The sequence below is a fragment of the Amycolatopsis sp. lyj-90 genome (assembly GCF_046549035.1).
Classification (GTDB): Bacteria; Actinomycetota; Actinomycetes; order Mycobacteriales; family Pseudonocardiaceae; genus Amycolatopsis.
The window spans coordinates 265,164-285,403 of sequence record NZ_JAJPWP010000008.1; the positions used below are offsets into that span (position 1 = coordinate 265,164).

At 69.0% G+C, this 20,240-nt stretch carries 15 protein-coding genes; 7 read left to right on the forward strand and 8 right to left on the reverse strand.

What is annotated here, in order from left to right; translation table 11 throughout:
• Position 1: 1 nt before the first annotated feature.
• Entirely contained in the window at positions 2 to 1,018 is a 1,017-nt protein-coding gene (locus ACLJPX_RS30155; RefSeq protein WP_410603848.1) for an autoinducer 2 ABC transporter substrate-binding protein, read from the reverse strand.
• 270 nt (positions 1,019 to 1,288) lie between these two features.
• Here ACLJPX_RS30155 and ACLJPX_RS30160 point away from each other — a divergent pair, with 270 nt between their 5' ends.
• Positions 1,289 to 1,750, forward strand: coding sequence for a DUF4396 domain-containing protein (locus ACLJPX_RS30160; RefSeq protein ID WP_410604063.1), 462 nt, complete (start codon positions 1,289 to 1,291; stop codon positions 1,748 to 1,750).
• A gap of 564 nt (positions 1,751 to 2,314) precedes the next feature.
• Here the strand turns inward: ACLJPX_RS30160 and ACLJPX_RS30165 are convergent.
• The 4 genes from ACLJPX_RS30165 to ACLJPX_RS30180 all read right to left on the reverse strand — a co-directional run bounded on the left by ACLJPX_RS30165 (position 2,315) and on the right by ACLJPX_RS30180 (position 9,453).
• Entirely contained in the window at positions 2,315 to 3,535 is a 1,221-nt protein-coding gene (locus tag ACLJPX_RS30165; RefSeq protein ID WP_410604064.1) for a glycoside hydrolase family 88 protein, read from the reverse strand.
• A 96-nt stretch (positions 3,536 to 3,631) separates the two neighbouring features.
• On the reverse strand, positions 3,632 to 5,017 hold the full coding sequence (locus ACLJPX_RS30170) for an FAD-binding oxidoreductase (protein ID WP_410603850.1): 1,386 nt from the start codon (positions 5,015 to 5,017) through the stop codon (positions 3,632 to 3,634).
• Positions 5,018 to 5,160: 143 nt separating this feature from the next.
• Positions 5,161 to 6,384 (reverse strand): hypothetical protein, encoded by a 1,224-nt coding sequence (locus ACLJPX_RS30175; RefSeq protein ID WP_410603852.1) that lies wholly within the window; start codon positions 6,382 to 6,384, stop codon positions 5,161 to 5,163.
• Between the two features lie 117 nt (positions 6,385 to 6,501).
• Entirely contained in the window at positions 6,502 to 9,453 is a 2,952-nt protein-coding gene (locus ACLJPX_RS30180; protein ID WP_410603854.1) for a BTAD domain-containing putative transcriptional regulator, read from the reverse strand.
• Between the two features lie 142 nt (positions 9,454 to 9,595).
• Between ACLJPX_RS30180 and ACLJPX_RS30185 the strand changes: the two genes are divergently transcribed.
• Together ACLJPX_RS30185 and ACLJPX_RS30190 are read left to right on the forward strand one after the other, a co-directional pair.
• Positions 9,596 to 10,252, forward strand: a complete 657-nt coding sequence (locus ACLJPX_RS30185; RefSeq protein WP_101612962.1) for a hypothetical protein — start codon at positions 9,596 to 9,598, stop codon at positions 10,250 to 10,252.
• A gap of 43 nt (positions 10,253 to 10,295) precedes the next feature.
• Positions 10,296 to 11,867 carry an alkaline phosphatase D family protein gene (locus ACLJPX_RS30190; RefSeq protein ID WP_410603856.1) on the forward strand — a complete coding sequence of 524 codons (1,572 nt, stop codon included), beginning with the start codon at positions 10,296 to 10,298 and terminating at the stop codon, positions 11,865 to 11,867.
• 565 nt (positions 11,868 to 12,432) lie between these two features.
• Here the strand turns inward: ACLJPX_RS30190 and ACLJPX_RS30195 are convergent.
• Positions 12,433 to 13,437: a winged helix-turn-helix domain-containing protein gene (locus ACLJPX_RS30195; protein ID WP_101612964.1), complete on the reverse strand. Its 1,005-nt coding sequence runs from the start codon at positions 13,435 to 13,437 to the stop codon at positions 12,433 to 12,435.
• 49 nt (positions 13,438 to 13,486) lie between these two features.
• Positions 13,487 to 14,671: a glycoside hydrolase family 105 protein gene (locus ACLJPX_RS30200; RefSeq protein ID WP_410603859.1), complete on the reverse strand. Its 1,185-nt coding sequence runs from the start codon at positions 14,669 to 14,671 to the stop codon at positions 13,487 to 13,489.
• Positions 14,672 to 14,829: 158 nt separating this feature from the next.
• Here ACLJPX_RS30200 and folP point away from each other — a divergent pair, with 158 nt between their 5' ends.
• On the forward strand, positions 14,830 to 15,696 hold the full coding sequence (gene folP / locus ACLJPX_RS30205; protein WP_410603861.1) for a dihydropteroate synthase: 867 nt from the start codon (positions 14,830 to 14,832) through the stop codon (positions 15,694 to 15,696).
• Here the strand turns inward: folP and ACLJPX_RS30210 are convergent.
• Entirely contained in the window at positions 15,693 to 17,213 is a 1,521-nt protein-coding gene (locus tag ACLJPX_RS30210; protein ID WP_410604065.1) for a sensor histidine kinase, read from the reverse strand. The two genes, folP and ACLJPX_RS30210, sit on opposite strands and share 4 nt — an antisense overlap.
• A gap of 258 nt (positions 17,214 to 17,471) precedes the next feature.
• Here ACLJPX_RS30210 and ACLJPX_RS30215 point away from each other — a divergent pair, with 258 nt between their 5' ends.
• From ACLJPX_RS30215 to ACLJPX_RS30225, 3 genes are read left to right on the forward strand one after another with little or no spacing between them, the layout of a single operon-like run.
• On the forward strand, positions 17,472 to 18,533 hold the full coding sequence (locus ACLJPX_RS30215) for an ABC transporter substrate-binding protein (protein ID WP_101612967.1): 1,062 nt from the start codon (positions 17,472 to 17,474) through the stop codon (positions 18,531 to 18,533).
• Between the two features lie 16 nt (positions 18,534 to 18,549).
• Complete coding sequence (locus ACLJPX_RS30220) at positions 18,550 to 19,332, forward strand: ABC transporter ATP-binding protein (RefSeq protein WP_410603863.1); 783 nt, start codon at positions 18,550 to 18,552, stop codon at positions 19,330 to 19,332.
• Positions 19,319 to 20,221 carry an ABC transporter permease gene (locus tag ACLJPX_RS30225; protein WP_410603865.1) on the forward strand — a complete coding sequence of 301 codons (903 nt, stop codon included), beginning with the start codon at positions 19,319 to 19,321 and terminating at the stop codon, positions 20,219 to 20,221. The genes ACLJPX_RS30220 and ACLJPX_RS30225 overlap by 14 nt, the downstream gene beginning before the upstream one ends.
• Positions 20,222 to 20,240 lie beyond the last annotated feature (19 nt).

A 20,240-nucleotide genomic window follows, 5' to 3' on the forward strand; every position in this document is an offset into this window, starting at 1 on the left:
ATCAGTACTTGAACTGGTCCACGTTCTCGCGCGTGATCAGCAGCGGGTCGCCCAGCAGGACGGTCTTCGTTGCTTCTTCGTACTTGATCGCCGGAAGTTCGAGGTTGACCTTGTTCGACGCGCCGAGCCGCCTGCCTTCGGCGATCTGCTTGCCGGCCCAGGCGGTGAGGTAGCCGAGTGATTCGACGTTCCACAGCACCGAAAGCGACGCGGAACCGTCCAGGAGGTACGGCTTGATCGCCTGCGGCGTCCCGACGCCGACGGTGAAGACGCGGCCGATCTTCTGCTGCGAGCGGACCGCCTCGGCGACCCCGGGGGCCGACGTCGTGCACTCGCCGACCAGGCCGGTGAGGTCCGGGTACTTGGCCATCAGGTCCTTGGCCAGCGTGGTGGCGTTGTCCTTGTCCTCGCCGGCGTAGACCGTCTCGACGAGCTGAGCGCTCGGATACTCCGTGGCGGTATACGCCCGCTGGACGGCGATCCACGCGTTGAGGTTCTCGGCGGTCTCGCCGCAGGAGACGATCGCGTACTTGCCCGCGCCGCCCATCTTCTTCATCAGGGCGTCGGTGAGCGCCTTGCCGATGCCCTCCGGGGTGGCCTGGTTGACGAAGAGCTCGCGATCGGTGCCGGGCGCGTCGGTGTCCGAAGTGATCACATGGACACCCTTGGCCCGCGCGTCGGTGATCGCCGGTGCCATCGTCTTGGGGTCGTTCGGGGCGATCGCGATGACGTCCACCCGCTGGTCGACGAGGCCGCGCACGATCGAGACCTGCGCGGCGGGGTCCACCGTGGCCGGTCCGGTCGAAGTCCATTCGACACCGAGCTGCTTGGCCGCGGCGATCCCGCCGGTGTTCATCGCCTCGAAGTACGGGATGCCCGCGACCTTCGGCACGAACGCGATCCGGATCGGCTTGGCCGCCATGCCGGCGGGCTCTTCGCCCGCGCATCCGGTCAGCCCGAACACCATGCCCAAAGCGAGCACAGTGGCCACGACGAGCGTCTTGGTCGGCCCTCGCATCTCCACCCCATAGTCACGGAACCACCTGAAACCAGCCGATCGGTCTTCGCGCGGTGGAGACCTCCGGCGAAACTAAGGTCTTCGGTTACCCCGGTCAACCGGATGAGCGCAAAGGGTTACGGAAGTGAGTTCATCGACCTGGTCCGATTACCGGGTCGGCCTATGGGGGTGACGGTGAGCGATCGGGAGACGCGGGTCACTGCGCCATATATACGGGTGGGGGGTATATTTCGCCGCATGAACGAGACACGGCATGGAGCAAGCTGGTCGATGGCGGCGTCGGCGACCCTGCACTGCCTCACCGGCTGTGCGATCGGTGAGGTCCTCGGCATGGTGATCGGCACGGCGCTCGGCCTCGGCAACGTGGCGACGATCGTCCTGGCCGTGGCGCTCGCGTTCGTCTTCGGCTACGCGCTGACCATGCGCGGCGTGCTGAAGTCGGGCCTGCCGTTCGGCACCGCGCTCAAGGTGGCGCTGGCCGCGGACACCGTGTCGATCGCGGTCATGGAGATCGTCGACAACGGGGTCATGCTGGTGGTGCCGGGCGCCATGGAGGCCGGGCTCGCGAGCCTGCTGTTCTGGGGCGCGCTGGCGTTCTCGCTGGCCGTCGCGTTCGTGCTGACGGTGCCGGTGAACAAGTGGATGATCGGGCGCGGTCTGGGGCACGCGAAGGTCCACGCGCACCACGGTGGCCACGAAAGCCACGGTGGTCACGAGGGCCACGCTCACTGAGCGGCCGGGTCGGGATTCGCTTGATCGCAGGTCCGTGAAGGCCTCCTTGCCTACCCTGAAGGTAGTGAAGGAGGCCTTCACGAACTCCGTGCTGCCTGGTGACCGTGTCGCGAAAGCCACTTTCGGGACATCCGACGTCGCGAAAGTGGCTTTCGCGACATCCGGGACGGCGAGCCCAAACCTCGTGAGTGGTAGGGACGGTTAGAGCGGACCGGTATTCGCCTACCTACGCGTGATCAGGGCAAGTGAGGTGCGGTAGTCGACGGGGTCGCTCCGGTCTCGGAGCTTGATCAACGGAGGATCGGGGACACTCAACGTCCCCGATCCTCCGTTGATCAAGACCATGCCACCCCACAACGCCATCCAGAACAAGCCCTACAAGCTCACCGAGACGACATCAGGATCCAGTGGGTAGGCAAATGCAGGTTCACCAGAACCGTCCTTACCACTCACGAGATTCCGGACCCGCGTCCCGGCGCGGTGGTCGGTGTTCCCAATGTCGCATTTGAGACGCTCAGCGTCCCTAGTGCGACATTGGGGACAGCAGGCGGACAGCCGCCCCGGTTAGACGCTCGAGAGGTCGATCGCCTTGTCGATCTCCTTCGGCATCAGCACCCGCAGGATGCCCTCCAGCAGGTAATAGTCGGCGTACGGCAACGAAACCTCGACGCCGTCCTCAGTCGGACGGTTGCGCGTGCCTCGCGCCACGATCGCCTCGGCGCGGGTGGACTTCGTGGTCAGGCAGGTGTCGCACAGCGCGGTGAGGATCCGGATCGCCGCTTCGCGGTAGTGCGGCCGGTTCGCGACCTTCGCCAGGTCGAGCAGGCCGCATGCCATCACGGCGCCGGCGGAGGAGTCCTTGATGTCGTGCGGGGCCTGCGGGGCGAGGTAGTCCCACACCGGGACGTTGTCCGGGGTGAGGGCGCGGAGCGCGAAATCCGCCAGGCGCTGCGCGGTCCGCAGGAACAGCGGGTCGCCGGAGCGCCGGTACATCGTGGTGAAGCCGTAGATCGCCCACGCCTGACCGCGCGACCAGCAGGACGTCGGGCCGTAGCCCTGCACGGAGTTCGGGCCGATCTCGGCGCCCGTGTCCGGGTTGAAGTCGAACACGTGCGGGGTCGAACCGTCCGGGCGCACGAAGACCCGTTCGGTGGTCTTCGCGTGGGAGACGGCGATGTCGAGGTACTTCCGGTCACCGGTCTGCTTGCTCGCGAAGGTCAGCAGGTCGAGGTTCATCATCGTGTCGACGATGACCCGGCCGGCGTTGCCCGGGGTGCCGAGTGCGCCCCAAGCCCGGATGAACCTCCCTTTTTCGTTGTAGCGCTGGATGAGTGACGACGCGGCGGTGAGCGCGCCGGTGCGCCATTTCTCGTCGCCGGTGAGCCGCCAGCCGGTCACCCACGACGGGTAGAACAGGAATCCGAGGTCGTGATCGCTCGTCTCGTACTGGCGCGGCGCGAGCTTTTCCGCGGACGCCATCGCGAGGGTCCGGAATTGCGGATCGCCGCTGTAGATCGACGCGAGCCACAATGTTCCCGGCCAGAAACCGCCGATCCAGCCGCCCTTGGCGGAATAGGTCCATTTCTCGAACCGCGTGATCTCCGGAAAAGTGCTCACGCCGGGGGCGACGGCTCGCAGCTTGGTGACCGCGTAGTCCGCCGCCCGGCGGAAACTCGTTACCCCGGCGGCTTCTTCCTCCGCCGCACTGGCGACGGAGGGGATCGCCGTCGCCGCGACGGCGGCACCGGCAGCGGTGGTCAACAGGGTTCGCCGCGAAACGCTCACAATGCCCGCCATTCGTCAGTGGGAAATGCGTCACGGGAGTTTCGCACGACGGTTACGCGCTTGTGAAGACCATTCATGGTTGTGAATAAAGAAGCCTCACTCAGCGGGACGGATGTTCGCATTGTGGTGGAACACGTTGCCCGGGTCGTACACCGCCTTGATCGCGGCCAGCCGCGCGTACTTCGCCGCGCCGTACGCCGTGCGCACCCTGTCCTCGTCGTATTCGTTCAGGAAATTCAGGTAACCGCCGTGGTTGTTGGAATGCGGCAGGAGTTCTTCCCACAGGGCCCGCGTCCAGGCGCGATCGGCGGCCAGGAGTTCCGGGGTCGGGGCCGTGGCCGCGAAACCGACGACGAAGCCGGGCGTCCGCGGGCCGCCGAACGCGGTCGCGTCGTCGTGCACCGTCGAGTACGTGTCCTGCAACGGCACGATCGGCATGATGGTCATGGGCGACGCCTTGTCCGGCAGGCGGGCGGCGATCAGGTCGATGACCTCTTCGGACAGTGAGTCGACGTAGAGCGATTTCTCATAGGCGAGGATGCCGCGGGGCGCAGTCGGATCCAGCAGTTTTTGCAGGTTGGCGTAAGGCATCGGGGAGACCAGTTCGAACGCCGTGGGCAGCCCGTCCCGGATCCGCTCGATCAGCCGGGCGTGCCGTTCGGGACCGTCGAAGCCGGTGACGACCAGCGCGAGACCCGGCACGAGGTGGTACTCGGCCGGGACGAACGGAACGGGTGGCGCGTTGAGCCCGACGAGCATGGCACCGGTGCCCGGCGGCAGCGTCGCGATCACGTCCCTCGCGAAGCGCAGCGCCTTGGGCGCGTCCTCCAGCGTCCAGAAGAACATCCCGACCTCGGCCAGGCCGACGCGGTGCAGCCGGAACTCGAATTCCGTGACCACGCCGAAGTTGCCGCCGCCACCGCGTAGCGCCCAGAACAGATCCGGATGTGTTCCCTCGGAAGCCCGCAGGATCCGGCCGTCGGCCGTCACGACCTCCGCCGAAACCAGGTTGTCGATCGTGAGCCCGTGTTTCGCGGTCAGCCAGCCGAAACCGCCGCCGAGGGTGAGGCCGCCGACGCCCGTGTCGCTCACCGTGCCGCCGACCGTCGCGAGCCCGTACCGCTGGGTCGCCTCGTCGACGTCGGCCCAGAGCGCGCCGCCGCCGACCAGCGCGGTCCGGGAGGCCGGGTCGACGGTGACCCGCCGCAGCCCGCCGAGGTCGATCACCAGGCCGTCGTCGGTGACGGCGGAACCGCTGAAGCTGTGCCCGCCGCCCCGGACGGTGATCTCGAGGCCCTTTTCGCGGCCGAAGGCCAGCGCGGTGACGACATCTTGGCGGCTGGCGCATTCGACGACCACGGCCGGGCGCCGGTCGATGTCCCCGTTCCACACGGCACGGGCCGCGTCGTAACCCGGGTCGGCGGCGGTGACCACCGCGCCGGACAGTTTCCGGCGCAACGCGGTCGTTTCAGGCGGATGCATGGGACCCCCTCAGGTCGTGGCTACCGCACAGTCTGGAGGGCGGACGACCCGGCACAAGGTCCATCCGCGCGGGAAAAAGGGCGGCCCAAAGGGCGAAGGCCCGGCGCTATGGGGTGCGCCGGGCCTTCGCGTTCAGGGGTGCCTCAGCACTTGGGTGCCACCGGCAGATCCGATCCGGTCTTCAGGTAGGTGTCGGAGACGTAGTGCCCCGGGCCGATCCGGTCCCAGATGTTGCTGGTGCCGAACTTGCCGGTGACGGTCTCGCCCTCGACGTAGCACTCGATGTTGACCTTCGCGTAGTTCGCCGCGAGGCCCTTGATCGCCGCGGTGGTGCTCGCCGACGCCCGGACGTTCATCGGGTCGCCCGCCGTGCTGATGACGCCGGTCGGGCCGGAGCCGGTCCACAGGTAGGAGACGTTGACCCAGCCGTTGTCCGTCATCTTCAGGCCGTCCCAGAAGGTGCCGTCCGCGAGGTCGATACCCGCCGGGTTGGCCACCTTGCGGCCGAACTCGTCCTTGCCGCCGTTGTAGCCGTCCTGGTACGCGGCCTGCGCTTCGGGCTTGCCCTGCGGCAGGTTCTTCCACATCTGGCGGGTGGCCGACGGGTTCCAGTAGTCGTCCTTGGTGTTCCACGGGCCGACGTCCCACACCGGCGCGTACTCGCAACGGCTGTTGTCGGTGCGGCACACGCGGACGGTGTAGTTGCCGGTGTTCTTGGGCGCCAGGCCGCGGCCCGACGGCAGGGCGACGAAGTGGTCGCGGGACTTGATCACGTGCCCGTTGGCGGTGGTGCCGCCGACGAGACCTTCACGGGTGCCGAAGACCTTGTACGTCAGCGGGGCGGCGGCCGCGCCGATCGCGTTCACCTGCGGGCCGAGCTCACCCTGGAGGGTGATGGCGCTGACCTTCGCGGTCACGCCGTCGTTCACGGTGCGCAGTCCGACGCGGACCTGGACCGTGGAGACCGAAGCGGACAGCTGGGCGGCGCCTCCTTCGGTGGGAGTCCATTCCGTCCAGTCGTTGGAGTTGAGCTTGCCGCGGACGTCGACCTCGACCTCGGTGCCCTTCGGCGCGTCGGCGGTCACCTGCGCGGTCACGCGGTTCACCGGCTTCCCGAGGTTCCGCTCGGCCAGCAGCAGGTAGCCCTGGCTGCCGATGGAGTCGGGTTTTCTGTGCCACGCGGCGTTTTCCAGGCTGAGCACACCGCCGTCGCTGCGGACGTTGACGTCGTCGCCATCCACAGTGGACAGATCGGCGCGCCAGCTTCCCTCCGCCGCCGCGTTCGCGGGGCCGGCGGCCAGCGCGGTGACCGCCCCCATGGCCAGCACGGCCGCCATCACGCGGCGGGCCTTCACGGTCCGGACCATTCCGGTCTCCCTTCGAGCACTCTCGGTTGCTACGAAGGGAGCTTCGCCGGGGCGTGTACACGATCGATACAAAAAGCGAGACGGCACCGGAGGGGGTGCCGTCTCGCTGAGTGAGGATCAGGCGGAAGCAGGCTTCCCGTAGGAGGCTTCGGCGGCTTCCTGAAGGCGCGAAGCGAGCGCGGATTCCTGCGGCCGCGCGGAGAGCTCCCGCCACAACGCCAGCGCGCGTTCCGAATAGGTCCGCGACCGCTCCGGCTGGCTCAGCGCCTCGTGCAGTTGCCCGAGCAGTTGCGACACCTCCGCCTCGGACCGGCGGTCCCCGTTGCGACGGTGCACGCTCAGCGAATTGACCAGCAGCAGTTGCGCGTGGGCGAGATCGCCGCTGTGCAGATACAACTCGCCGAGGTTCTGGTTCGCGTACCCGACGCAGTGGTCGTCGCCGAGTTCGTTGAAGATCGCGATGGCCCGGTCGACCCGCTCCCGCGCGCCGGCGAGGTTGCCCTGATGCTGCCGCAGCATCGCGAGCCGCTTCAACGCGTGCGCCTCCCGATGCCGGTCGCCGATGTTCGCCGACTGTTCGAGCGCCTCGGTGAACCAGTGTTCCGCGTCGGTGAACCGGCGCCGCGCCAGCCACACCGCGCCGATCGCGATCCGCGCGACGGCCTCGCCGTGCGGATCACCGGCCGCGGAGAACTGATCGAGCGCCGCGTGACAGTGCTCCAGCGCGACGGTGTCCTCGCCCTTGATCCGCAGCACGGTGCCGAGCCCGGCCAGCGCGATCGCCGCGCCCCGCGCGTCGCCGATCTTGTCGAACAGCAGTTGCGACTGCTCGAACGCGACCAGCGCTTCGGCGTAGCTGTCCTGGTACAGCTGGATCTGGCCGAGGTTGCGCTGGATGATCGCCTCCCCGCGGATCTCGCCGGACCGGCGGGCGGCGGCCAGCGCCACGGCGTGCGTCTGCAGCCAGTCGTCCTGGTGGCCGCGCTGGTCGAAGTACGGCGCCAGCGCGGCGGTGAGACGCCAGGCCAGCGCGTCGAAGCCGAGGTCGGCGGCCAGCGCGACGGCGGCGACACAGGTGTGCCGCTCGGCGGCGAACCATGCGGCCGGATCCTCGACCAGCCGTCCGGTTCCCCGCGGGAGCGCGGGCTGGTCGGCCGTGTCGTCCCGGTAGAGGCCGAAGAAGTGGATCGGCATCCGGTCCGCGGCTTCGACCGCGAGTGCGAGATAGCCCTCCAGCACCCGTTTCGTGGCCTCGCGCGCCTTCTCCGGGACGTCCTGCGCACGCAGTTCGAGGGCGTAGCATCGCAACAGGTCGTGCAGGCGATAGCGGGGCTCGCCGGTGCCGTCCGAGCCGATGAGTTCGACCAGGTGGGCGTCCACCAGCACGTCGAGGACGTCGTCGGCGTGCGCGCGGCCGAGCAGCGCCGCGACCACCCAGGCGGGGAACTGGACCGAGCCGAGCCCGCCGAGGCCGCGGAACGCGGTCGCCGCCGACATCGGCAGGAGGTCGTAGCTGAGCGTGACACTGGCGCGGACGGCCAGATCGCCGACCCGGAGTTCGTCGAGTCTTCGTCTCTCGTCCCGCAGCCTGTCGGCCAGGACGCGCAGCGTCCAGCCCGGCCGGTTGGTCAGCTTCGCCCCGGCGACCCGGATCGCCAGCGGCAGGTACCCGCAGTGCCGGAGGATCGCGGCCGCGCAGTCCGGCTCCGCGGCGACCCTCTCGGTGCCGACGATGCCTTCGAGCAGCTTCGCGGCCTCGGCCTCGGGCAGGAGGTCGACGTCGAACGGGGTGGCCCCGGCCAGATCCGGCATCCGCACCCGGCTGGTGACCAGCACCGCGCAGGCACCGGCGCCGGGCAGGAGCGGCCGGACCTGCGCCGCGCTGCCCGCGTCGTCCAGGACCACGCACATGCGCATGCTCGCCAGCCTGGACCGCAGCAGCGCCGCGCGTTCGGGAAGATCACGCGGCAGCCCCGCGTCGGGGACCCCCAGCGCGCGGAGCAACTCCGCGAGCACGGTCATCGGGGGCCGGGGCGAGGACGACGTCCCGGCGAGGTCGACGTGCAGCTGACCGTCCGGGAAGTCCTCCCGGACCGCGTGCGCCACCCGGATCGCGACCGAGGACTTGCCGACCCCCGGTGCGCCCGAAAGCACCGCGATCGCGGGTTTTCCCTGATCACGACGGTCGCGGAAGAGGTCGGCGAGGGCGCCGACCACTCCGTCGCGGCCGGTGAAGTCCGGCAGGTCGAGCGGGAGCTGGCAGACCGGCGTCATCGGCCGGGTGAGGGCGGCGGCCACGGCGTCCGCGGTCACGGGGGGCGTCACGACCAGCGAGGCCCGCAGTTCCCGCAGCCGCGGCCCCGGTTCGGTGCCGAGCTCCTCGGCCAGCACCTTCTCGGCCGTTTCGTAGGCCTCGATGGCGTCGGCCGTGCGGCCGTCGGCCCGCAGCGCCACGATCAGCTGCTGCCAGAGTTCTTCGCGCAGGGGATGCTCGGTGACCAGGCCGCGCAGTTCGGCGACGGCTTCGGCGGTGCGGCCGAGCTCGATCCTCGCCCGCAACCGCTGTTCCTGGACGGCGAGCCGTGATTCCGTCAGCCGGGCCACCGTCGCGCCCCAGCCGTGGTCGTGGGGGAGCCCTTCGAGGACTTCCCCGCGCCACAGCGCTTCGGCTTGATCCAGCAGGCCGAGGGCGGATTCGGCGTCCCCGTGGCCGAGCGCGTCCTGCGCGGCGGCGGCCAATTCGCCGAATCGGACGTGGTCGATCTCCCCCGGGGTGGCTTTGAGGATGTAGCCGGACGCCCGGCTGCCGATGCGTTCCCCCAGTTCCGGATCGCGATCGGCGAGACGTTTGCGGAGCGAATGAACGTAGGTGCGGATGTTCGCCGCCGCCGAACGCGGAGCCGACGAGGGCCACAGGACCTCGATCAGCAGTTCGGTGGAGACGACGACGTTGGGTTGAAGCAGGAGAGCGGCGAGCAGCAGACGCGGTTTGGGGCCGCCGAGCGGCACCACCTGTCCGTCCACCGCCACTTCGAGCGGACCGAGAACGCGAAACCCGAGAATTGTCACCTAAACCGCCAATACGGCAGGAGCCCCATATCTGCCGATAATATTGCCGTCCCGCCATGGTGGCTAGATCCATTCGCATGCAAGTGCAGACAGTGGACGCGGTTTGTACGGGTCGTGTACGAGGCCGGTCGACGCTGCAGCCATGAAGCGTTCAAGTGTCCGGCGGCTCGCCGGTTTCTTCCTCGTGCTGGCGACGGCGGGTGCTTTCGGCCTGGCCGGCGCGACTCCCGCGCTGGCCGCGGCCACCGGGACCGTCAAGACGGCGGGTGATCCGCTGAACGTGCGCCGCGCCCCGAGCACCACCTCGACCGCGGTGCGCACGGTGGCCAACGGCGCCACGGTGACCATCGACTGCCAGACGATCGGGACCGAGGTCACCGGTCCCCTCGGCAAGACGACGTTGTGGGACTACGTCCCCGCGCTCGGCGGCTACATTTCGGACGGCTACGTCTACACCGGCTCCGACCAGCGGATCGCGCCCGACTGCGGGGTCGGCACCGGCAGTGCCGAATGCTCCACCGGCGTCTGCGCCGGTGAGGGCCAGTTCCGTTCATCGGATGCTCATTTCCTGGTCTACGACAAGGACGCCGACGGCAAGTCCGCCGTGGTCGCCTACTGGCTGAAGGGTGGCGCCGGCCCGTTCTACGTCTGGGCTTCCGGCGGTAACGGCACCCACGTCGACAAGGCCGTGCCGGTCGCGAAGGGCTCGTGGGTCTATTACAAGGTCTGCGTCGCCAACGCTTCCGCGAATCCGGCCCTCGAAGCGTGTAGCGCCGGCATCACCGATTACGCCGCGTGAAATCCCTCCCCGTTCTTTCCCCACTTCGAAAGGTTGAATTCTCATGGGTCAGGTGAACCGGCGGGCGGTACTCCTCGGTGGAGCCGCGGCGGTTTCGGCGGCGGCGTTGTCGTCGACGGTGCCTTCGTGGGCGAACGCGAGAACGCTGGCGGCGGCGCCCGCCATCCGCGACCCGTTCCAGCTCGGCGTCGCCTCGGGTGACCCCCTGCCGGACAGTGTCGTGCTGTGGACGCGTCTCGCGCCCGCCCCGCTGAACCCCGACGGCTTCGGCGGGATGCCGGACGCTTCGTACACAGTGGACTGGGAGATCGCGAACGACCAGGCGTTCTCCTCGGTCGTGCAGAAGGGCACCGCGACCGCGGCCCGCGCTTCCGGGCACAGCGTGCACATCGAGCCGGTCGGGCTCCAGGCGGGACGCGAGTACTTCTACCGCTTTAAGACCAGCGGCTACATCTCCCCGGTCGGCCGGACCAGGACGGCCCCCGCCGCCGGTGCGGTCGTGGACCAGCTGAAGTACTGCTTCTCCTCCTGCCAGCACTGGGAGGAGGGCTGGTACCACTCGTACAAGGGCATGCTCGCCGACAATCCGGATCTGGTGCTGTTCCTCGGCGACTACATGTACGAGAAGAAGTCCGGCCGCGTGGCCGCCGAACGGAATCCGCGCAAACTGGCCTTCACCGACGAGGTGAAGACGCTGGCGCACTACCGCGCGCGGCACGCCCAGCACAAGACCGACGCCGACCTGCAGAACGCGCACGCGATGGCGCCGTGGATCGTGGTCTTCGACGACCACGAGGTGATGAACAACTGGAACGGCACCACCGCTCCGGCGACGGCGGAGCGCAAGACCGCCGGTTTCCAGGCGTTCTACGAGAACATGCCGATCCGCTCCACCGCCAAGCCGAGCGGTGCGGCGATCCGCCTGTACCGGCAGTTCGGCTGGGGCAACCTCGCCCGGTTCCACATGCTCGACACCCGTCAGTACCGCAACGCTCAGGTGACCGACCCGTCCGGTTCGGCGGGGCCGTCGTGCACCGACATGCGGTCGACGTCGCGCAGCATCCTGGGCACGGCGCAGGAGGCTTGGCTGCTGAAGGCGCTGGAGACGCATCCGGCGAAGTGGGACTTCCTCGGCCAGCAGGTCTTCTTCGCCACTCGTGACGGCGACGGCAACAAGGCGACCTGCGAGAGCCCCGACTCCTGGCAGGGTTACGAGGCCTCCCGCGACCGGATCGCGAAGGGGATCGTGGACCGCAAGGTGCCGAACCCGATCGTGCTGACCGGCGACGTCCACCGGCACTGGGCGGCCGATCTGCGCCGCGACTACTTCAACCACAGCGACCCGGTGTTCGGTTCGGAACTGGTGACGACCTCGGTCACGAGCAACAGCGACACCGCGACCGATCCGTCGTCGACCTGGCTGTCGAACAACCCGCACGTCAAGTACTGCCGGGGAAAGCGCGGCTACGTCCGGGTGACGGCGTCGCAAACGCAGATGCGGGCGGACTTCATGACGGTTTCGGACACCACCGAGTACGACTTCTCGAAGGTGACCCTGGCCGCGGACCGCAGCTACGTCGTCGAAGCGGGTAAGCCGGGGCTGCAGAAGGTCTAACGGTTCGGCACTCTGGTCGCCCTGAAGTACGTGAAGGACCCCATCATTGCGCTAGACGCAGTGATGGGGTCCTTCATGTACTTGGGGAAGGGCCTTCACGCATCGCGGTCGGGTGATCGCGCGACGAGCTGTTGCGAAAGCCACGTTCGCAACCTTCAACGTTGCGAACGTGGCTTTCGCAACACCGGGGATGGTGGCGTGCTGGGTCGGGGTGGTCGTGAGTGGCAAAGCGGGTTCTATTGAGGGGTAGGGCAACGGTGGCGTTGTGGCTGAACCCAAGGTGAGCGAGGGCGTGACTCGCGTGATCAGAGACGGATCTCGCGTGATCAGACGCCGAACTCCATGATCGCCGCCCGATCACGCGAGATCCGGCTTCAATCACGGGTGATCCGTCTCTGATCACGGGTGATCGCCGCCCGATCACACGTGAGCGCCCATCCCGCCTGAACACGACACGTTCGACCTCCCCCTCAATAGAACACGAAATGCCACTCACGACCACCTGGACCGAGGTCGGCCTGGTCGGTGATCGCGCGACGAGCTAACCGTCCTTACCACTCACGAGTCAGGACAGCAGGTCCACCAGCGCGTCACCGCGAGGCGTCCGGACGACGAGGACGACCTGACCCTCGCGGTGCCGCTGGATCAGACCAGCCGAGACCAACTGCTCACAGTGATAGGTCGCGGTACTCGCGGCACACGACAGGAGATTCGCGATCTCGCCCATGCGCGCGGGTTTTCCCAAGTGCCGCAACAGTTTCGCGCGGTGGGCGCCGACCACCAGGTCGAGTCCGTCGACGCCGGGGGGTGTTTCGGGCTTGCCGTTCTCGAGCAGGCCGTCCAGTCCCGGCAGCGGGTAGCCGATCCAGATGGTGTCCTCTTCGTCGAAGTTGGACACCACCGACCGGCAGCCGGCGAGCATCGGGACGAGGATCAGCTTGCGGCCCCGGGCGGTGTACCGAGCCGGTTCGGCGTCGGGCAGCAGCAGTGAGCCGTTGCTGAACCGGAAATGGGGCCGCAGCAGGCCGAGTACCGCGTCGGTCCCGCCGCGGACGGAGGCGACGCCGATGCGTTCGATCTCGCGGTCGAGCAGGGGGCGGGCCTTGGTCCACAGGTTTTCGGTCGCCAGCCGGGTCGCGGTGAAGGCGTCCGCGAGCGAGGCGACCCAGCGTCTCGGATGGTCGGCGGCCTGCCGCCACTGCGCGGGCAACCGGTCGCCGAAGACCTCTTCCAGGCCCTTGTGGACGTCGGCTTCGGTCAGGTCGCGCAGCATTTCCGTCTGCGCGGCGGCCGCGGCGTCCTCGGTGGGACTGATCGGCACGATGAAGTCCGGCTGGACAGAGGTCCCCCGGCGGGCGAGCGCGCTCGCGGCGCGGTAGCCCTGCTCGGGGATCGCCGAACCCACCTGACGTCGCCAGGGGGCGGGCAGGCCGCGGTCGTACCCGCCGACGACCTCGACGAGCATCGAAACCAGCGAGATGTGCGGGGAAACCGTCACACCTACCGAGATCGTGCTGGTGTCACCGAGTTCGAGCCGGGTATAAGAAGCCTGGGGCGGCGTCTCGCGCATCCGGTCGTCCCTCCTGGGAGTGGGCGTCGCAGCACGCGATGTTAGCGCCTCAGGTCAATACCCTGCACCGCCCGGGAAAAGCGAGTTGCTCATTCATGATGAGGAACGCACCGAGACCGTGGAAATCGTTGGTGTTGCGCTTACGCGCGTAGTAATACGCGGTGTCACCGACGTTAGTACCCTCGGAGATGTTCTTGATATCCGCCAATCCATCGGCACCGGCCGAGATCTGGGACAGGACCCCGCGGTGGCCCTTCGCGGCGACCGGCCGGTATTCCGGGCCGAGATGGCCGCGTTCCACGCCGCGCGAGAGCAGGAAGGTGTACATCGCCGACGCCGAGGTCTCCAGCCAGTTGTCCTGATCGCCGCCCCGGTCGACGATCTGGAACCAGCGGCCCGAGGCCCGGTCCTGCCACCGGGTGTAACCGGCCGCGAGGAACTTGACGACCTCCACGAGGCGTTTCCGGCGCGGATGGCCGCCGGGCAGGATTTCGAGCAGGTCGATCGCCGTCATCCCGAGCCAGCCGATCGCGCGGGCCCAGTGGAATTTCGAATGCCGCCCGTCGCCCGAAGCCCACGGTTCCGAGCCGTCTTCGTCGTAGGCGTGGTAGAGCAGGCCCGTGGCGGGCTCCTTGAGCCTGTCGAAGTAGACGATGACGTTCTTCGCGGCCTCTTCGTAGCAGTAGCCGGGATCGCCGAAGGTCTTGCCGTACAGGGCCAGGAACGGCTGCGCCATGTAGACGCCGTCCGCCCACAACTGCCCGGTCTTGCTCGTGGCGTGGAACATCCCGCCGTCGGACGTCCGGGGATAGGACGGGAACCGTCCGCGCAGCTGTTCCGCCGCGGTCTTGTACTTCGCTTGCCCGGTTTCGGTGTACAGCAAGGGGAACATCTGCCCGGAGCGCATCGCGTCCAGGTTGGTGAAGCCGCTTGCGATCCCGCCTTCGGTGACGAACCGGTCGTACCAGGCGAGGATGTAGTCGAGGTAGCGCCGCTCGCCGGTGCGCCGGTACACGAGGTACTGGCCGTAGAGGTAGAGGCCGCGGGTGTAGCCCCAGCCGCCGAGGGTGGCCGGGGTGAAGCGCTTCATCGTCGAGTCGACGACCGCGCGGGACCAGTCGACCGGAGTCGCGCTCGCCGTGCCGGGCAGGGCCAGCGCGCCGAGGGCGCCCGCGGTCCCGGCGAGCATCGTGCGCCGCGTCAGCCGGGCCGTGCGAAGAGGATCCGGGGACATGCGAGGCCCTTCCTGCGCGGGGACACCGGCTGAACTTTCCTTGCAGGACAACGTCTACCCGCCTTTTCGGTGGCGAGTCAACGGCCCTTCCCGCTGCCCGGGACGGTCCCGGTGGGCGGCACTCTCCGCGAGGCCGCCCGCTCGCCTACGATCGGTACGTGAACGAGCTGACCTTCCGCGGCCGCCGCGTCGCCCGGGACCGGGCCCTGGTCATGGCGATCGTCAACCGCACCCCTGATTCCTTCTACGACAAGGGCGCGACCTTCGCCGACCCGGACGCGCTCGCCGCCGTCGCGCGGGCGGTGGAGGAGGGGGCGGACATCGTCGACATCGGCGGGGTGAAGGCCGGTCCCGGTGCCGAGGTCGACGTCGAGGAAGAGATCCGGCGGGTGGTCCCGTTCGTCGAGCGGATCCGCGAACTGCACCCCGACCTGGTGATCAGCGTCGACACCTGGCGCCACGAGGTGGGCAGGCGCGCGGCCGAGGCGGGCGCGGACCTGATCAACGACACCTGGGCGGGAGCCGATCCGAAGCTGGCCGAGGTCGCGGCGGAGTTCGGCACCGGGTACGTCTGCTCGCACACCGGGAACGCCGTCCCGCGCACCCGCCCGTTCCGGGTGCGTTATCCGGACATCGTCGCCGAGGTCGTCGCGGAGACGACGGCCCTCGCCGAAGCGGTCGTCGCGCTCGGTGTCCCGCGCGAGGGGGTGCTGATCGACCCGACCCACGACTTCGGCAAGAACACCTGGCACAGCCTGGCGCTGCTGCGGCACGCGCGGGAACTGGCCGACACCGGCTGGCCGGTGCTGATGGCACTGTCCAATAAGGACTTCGTCGGGGAGACGCTCGGCGTGGAACTCGCGGAGCGGGTCGACGGCACCCTCGCCGCGACGGCCTGGGCGGTCGCCGAGGGCGCGAGGGTGTTCCGGGTGCACGAGGTCAAGCGCACCCGGCAGGTGGTGGAGATGGTCGCGTCGATCCAGGGCACGCGCCCGCCCGCGCGCGCGATCCGCGGCCTCGCTTAGCCGTCCATCGGGATCACAGCCGAAACCGTGCTGCCGGTACCGGGCTCGCCGAGGACGGTGAGCTCACCGCCGAGCGCGCGGACCCGGTCGCGCAGGCCGTGCAGCCCGGAGCCGCCGTCGATGTCGGCCTCTCCGGTGCCGTCGTCGTGGACGTCCACCCGCAGGCCGTCCTCCTCGACGCCGATGCGCACGCGGACCTCCCGCGCCTGCGCGTGTTTCAGCGCGTTGGTGACGCCTTCCGAGACGACGAAGTAGGCCGTCGCCTCCACGGCGCCGCTGAGCCGGGGCACGTCCGCCTCCTCGAGGTCGACCGCGAGCGGGATCCGGTCCAGCAGCGACCGGACCGCGGGGATCAACCCGGCCTCGGTGAGGATCGGGGGCCGGAGCCCGCGCGCGAGTTCGCGCAGTTCGGTGACGGTGGCCTGCAGCTCGTCGATGGTGCCCTTCAGCAGGGCCGCGACGGCCGGGGTCAGCTCGTCGCCGAGCCGGCGTTCGGCCATGCGCAGCAGCAGCACGATGCTCACCAGGCGTTGCTGCGCCCCGTCGTGCAGATCCCGTTCGACGCGCCTCCGCTCGTCGTCGGCGGCGGCCACGATGCGGGCACGGGAGGCCTGGACCTCGACGAGGCGCTCCTCCAGTTCCGCGGTGAGGCGCTGGTTGTCCAGCACCAGCCCGGCGGCGGCGTTGAGCGCGTCGATCGACCTGCTGTCCTTCCACACCTCGTCGTCCTGCACGAGCGCGGCCAGCCCCGAGCCGTCGCGTTCCAGCAGGAGCCGGATCATCTCCGCGTTGCCGACCCGCGCCCGCAGCACCCCGATCAGGAACGCCAGCGGCCACAGGCAGAACGAGATCCGGTACACGTCCAGCAGCGGTTCGGAGACCGGATGCCCGGAGCCGAGCGCGCTGCCGACCGTGGTGCTCACCGCGCCGATCACGGCGATCGCGACGACCGGGGAGAGCAGCCGCCGCTGCGGAAGCCGACCGGCGAGCCAGCGATAGAGCAGCACCACGACGACGCCGCCGCCGATCAGCGCGCCGACCAGTTCGAGCAGCCGTTTGACCAGCTGCTCGGCCTCCGGGGAGGCCGCGATCGCGGCGAGGTTCTTCGGATCGTCGTTGACCAGCAGGCCGAGTACCGCCGAGCCGAAGACCACGGCGTACGCGGAGAGGGCGAGGACACGCTCCCAGCGGGACCGGAGTTTCCCGTGCGGGAAGGCGAGCACGAGATGCGCGATCACCGGGCTGGACGCGGCGGTCAGCGCCAGGCCGGCGGTGTGCGCGAGGGGGTCCCCGGCGAACTGCAGGTCCTCGGCGAACAGCGCGAGCCCGGCCAGCGCGATCAGCAGGCCGATGGGGTTCGAGGCGCGGCGCACGTGCGCGACGGCGCCGGCGAGCAGGAAGAGGAACCCGGTCGTCGTCGACAGGGTGGTGTCGAGCACGGTGTGCGTGCCGTCGGCGATCTTGAGCGTCATCGCCAGTACGCCCAGCCCGATGCCGGCCGTCAGGACGCCCGCCATCGCGACGGTCCGAGGGTGCTTCACCACTAAGCGTGATTCGCCCGTTCGGCCCGGACCGTTACACCGGGAGGACGCCCGATCGGGCGTCACGGTCATGGGACGTCTGTCCTGACATGTGGAACACCTGTCTCGTCTGGTGTCAAGGTTTCGCAGGATTAATCCCGTCATGCGGATGGCGATGCAGTCAATCGGCCGGACATGTCACTCTCGCGGCCACCATCCGAGGCTGAGCTGTATCCCCCGAAAGGCGACAACCCCGTGAGCACCCACCACAGAACCCGCTTGCTGGCCGCGGCCTTCGCCGCCCTGACCCTGGCCGGTGGGATCGCGGGGTGTTCACGCGCGGAGAACGCCGCGGCGCCACCGGAGCAGAAGAGCCAGGGCGCCGCGGGCGAGGTGCGCGTCGGGTACTTCCCGAACGTGACGCACGCGCCCGCGCTGATCGGGGTCAAGAACGGCTTCTTCGCCAAGGAGCTCGGCTCGACGAAGCTCACCACCCAGACGTTCAACGCGGGACCCGAAGAGGTCAACGCGCTGCTCGGCAACTCGCTCGACATCGCCTTCATCGGCTCCGGACCGGCGATCAACGCCTTCACCAAGTCCAAGGGTGCCATCCAGCTCGTCTCCGGTGCGGTCACCGGCGGCGCGCAGCTGGTGGTGAAGCCCGAGATCACCACGCCCGAGCAGCTCACCGGCAAGAACATCGCGACGCCGTCGCTGGCCAACACCCAGGACGTCGCGCTCAAGAAGTTCATCGCCGAGAAGAAGCTGCCCGACGTCAAGATCACCAACCTCGACAACCCCAAGACCTTCGACGCCTTCAAGAAGGGCGAGCTCGACGGCGGCTGGCTGCCGGAGCCGTGGTCCTCGCGGCTGGTGCTGGACGCGGGCGCGAAGGTCCTCCTGGACGAGAAGACCCTGTGGCCGGAAGGCAAGTTCCCGACCACGGTCGTGATCGTCCGCAGCGAATTCCTGCAGCAGCACCCGGAGACCGTCACCGCCATCCTCAAGGGTGAACTCGCCGCCATCGACTGGGCGAAGACCAACCCCGCCGAGGCGAAGAAGGTGGTCAACGGAGAACTCAAGGCACTCGCGGGCAGCACACTGAACGAAGCCGTCCTCGACCGCGCGTTCTCCGGTATCGAACTCGGCATCGACCCCGTGGCGTCGACCTTCACCCAGCTCGCGAAGGACTCGGTGACCGCGGGCGTGGTGAAGTCCGCGGTGGACCTCAAGGGGTTCGCCGATTTCGGCCCGCTCAACGCCGTGCTCAAGGAGCAGGGCAAGCCCGGCGTGGACGCGCCCGGGCTGACGAAGTGACCGGAGGGGATCAGCGATGACGACCACCTTGGAGCCTGGCCTGTCCACCGGTGTCGCCGTGCGCCTGGACGGGGTCCGGAAGGCGTTCGGCCCGACCGGCCGCGCCGTCGTGGCCCTCGACGGAATGGACCTGACGGTCGCCCCCGGCGAGTTCGTCTGCCTGCTCGGCGCGTCCGGATGCGGCAAGAGCACGCTGCTGAACCTGGTCGCCGGTCTCGACCAGCCGACGTCCGGCTCGATCACGCTCGAAACCTCCCGGCCCGCGGTGATGTTCCAGGAAGCCGCGCTGATGCCGTGGCTGACCGCGGCCCGCAATGTGGAACTTCCGCTGCGCCTGGCCGGTTTCGGCCGGAGCGAGCGCCGCGAGAAGGCGGCCGAACTGCTCGAACTCGTTCGCCTCGGCGGCGCGGGCGACAAGCGGCCGCACGAACTGTCCGGCGGGATGCGGCAGCGCGTCGCGCTCGCCAGGGCGCTGGCCGCGACCCTGCGCGTCGGCGGTGACCCGGAGCAGTCGCTGCTGCTGATGGACGAGCCGTTCGCCGCGCTCGACGCCATCACCCGCGACGTCCTGCAGGGCGAACTGCTGCGCGTCTACCGCAGCACCGGCACCTCGGTGCTGTTCGTGACCCATGACGTCCGCGAGGCCGTCCGGCTCGGCCAGCGGGTCGTGCTGCTCTCGTCGCGGCCGGGCCGGGTCGTGCGGGAATGGCGCGACGTCCAGGCCGCCGACGCCGAAGAGCTGACGCTGGAGATCACCGGTCACCTCCGGGAGGTGATCAGTACCCATGCCGCGGCTTGACCGCCCCGACGCTGAAGTGTCCGCGGCGGAGGAGGCCGACGAAGCCGTCGGCGCGGGGCTCGACTCGCTCGACACGCCCACCGGCGAACGCCGGGAGAGCCGGGGGAAGCGGTTCCTGCGCGGGTTCGTGCCGCCGTTGCTCTTCCTGGTCCTACTAGTCGTGGTGTGGCAGATTCTTTGGGCCGCCGCGTTCTGGCCCGAGACGATGCTGCCCTCGCCGCTCGCGGTGTGGGACGAACTCGTCGACATCACGAGTACCGGCGAGATCTTCGAGTTCGTCTGGACGTCGGTGCACCGCGCCGCGCTGGGCTTCCTCATCGGCGTGGTCATCGGGACCCCGCTCGGCCTGCTGGTGGCGAAGGTCCGGCTGGTCCGCGCCGCTGTCGGGCCGTTCCTGACCGGGCTGCAAAGCCTTCCGTCGGTGGCCTGGGTGCCGGCGGCGATCCTGTGGTTCGGGCTGAACGACGCTTCGATCTACTTCGTCGTCCTGCTGGGCTCGGTCCCTTCGATCGCGAACGGCCTCGTCTCGGGCATCGACCAGATCCCGCCGATGCTGCCGAGGGTCGGGCAGGTGATGGGGGCGAGCAGGCTGTCCGCTGCCCGGCACATCCTGCTGCCCGCCGCGCTGCCCGGTTTCCTGGCCGGGCTCAAGCAGGGCTGGGCGTTCTCGTGGCGTTCGCTGATGGCCGCCGAGCTGATCGCGCTGTCCCCGGCGCTGGGCAAGGGCCTCGGCGCGTACCTGAACGAGGGCTCGTCGTTCAACAGCATGGAAGGCGTGATCTCGGCGATCTTCCTGATCCTGCTGGTCGGCGTCGGGATCGAGTTGCTGGTGTTCCGCCCGCTGGAACGTTCGGTCCTGCGTGCCCGTGGTCTCACGGCGTCCCTTTAGGACTTTGGCCAGGCTAGCC